General features: G+C 57.1%; 1 protein-coding gene and 1 pseudogene. One reads left to right on the plus strand and one right to left on the minus strand.

Annotated elements, in window-relative coordinates:
• Positions 1–285, plus strand: a pseudogene (locus O3648_RS08405) (cytidyltransferase); the annotation flags it as partial.
• A 147-nt stretch (positions 286–432) separates the two neighbouring features.
• On the opposite strand, the gene O3648_RS08410 reads toward O3648_RS08405, so the two are convergent.
• Positions 433–917, minus strand: a 485-nt coding sequence (locus tag O3648_RS08410; RefSeq protein ID WP_371569596.1) for a DUF2505 domain-containing protein, incomplete at its 5' end; no start/stop codon positions are given.

The raw sequence follows: 917 nt of genomic DNA on the forward strand, positions 1-917 counted from the left end.
GAAACCACCCCCGACAAGCTCAAAACCTGGAAGCAGAAGCCCTTCAATATCTTCTTCAAGGGCGACGACTGGAAGGGTACCGAAAAAGGCAACGCCCTGGAAGCACGCTTCGCAGAGGTAGGTGTGGAAGTACACTATTTCCCCTACACCGAGCACACCTCCAGTACCAAGCTGTGCAAGGTCGTTGATTTGCTCGAAGCAGAACACGATCTGCGCGTAGAGATGCGCCGCTTCGCTGAGCTGCTTGGCGAGCGCGAATACTCCGAAGCGATTGTCGCCCCCTAACACCCCTACCCCTTCATCGGTGCGTTAGAGCTCATAAGACTCATGAAGAGACACAAAGAAGATCCCCGCCGTAAGTACTTACAGCGGAGATCCTCTGCATATTCGCGGTATATCAGCTACACCTCAAAGGTGAGCGTCTCATAAGCTTTAGCGCTGTGCCAGCCACTTCTCAGCGGAGGACCCCAGAACCTTCAGCACACGGCCAACCTGCGGCTCAGCAGCGACTGCAATCTTCTTGCCCACCAGCGGGATGGAGCAGGAAACTTCACCGTTGACGTCCAGGCGGGTCTGCTCACCCTCGGGGGTCAGCTTCTGAGTAGCCTGAGCGGACACGGGCATGCCGTTGACCTTGACCTCGGTAGAAACAGTGCGGGAGCCGTCAGCAGCCGGTGCGCTTACGGTGTCCACCTGGGTCATAGCAACGCCGTTGCCGACGAACTTACGAGCGATGTCCGGCACGCGCTCGGCGGGCACGGTACGCTCGGTGGTTGCGGTGAACTCAGCGGAGGTGTCACCGGAAACGGAGAAGCTACCGAATTCCACGCCAACCTCGGAGCATACGAAGCGTGCGAAATCCTCGTTAGAGAATGCCTCGATAACCTGCTCAACGCTTGCGTTGATAATGGTTGATT

Source organism: Rothia sp. 27098_8_161 (assembly GCF_041432905.1).
Lineage (GTDB): Bacteria > Actinomycetota > Actinomycetes > Actinomycetales > Micrococcaceae > Rothia.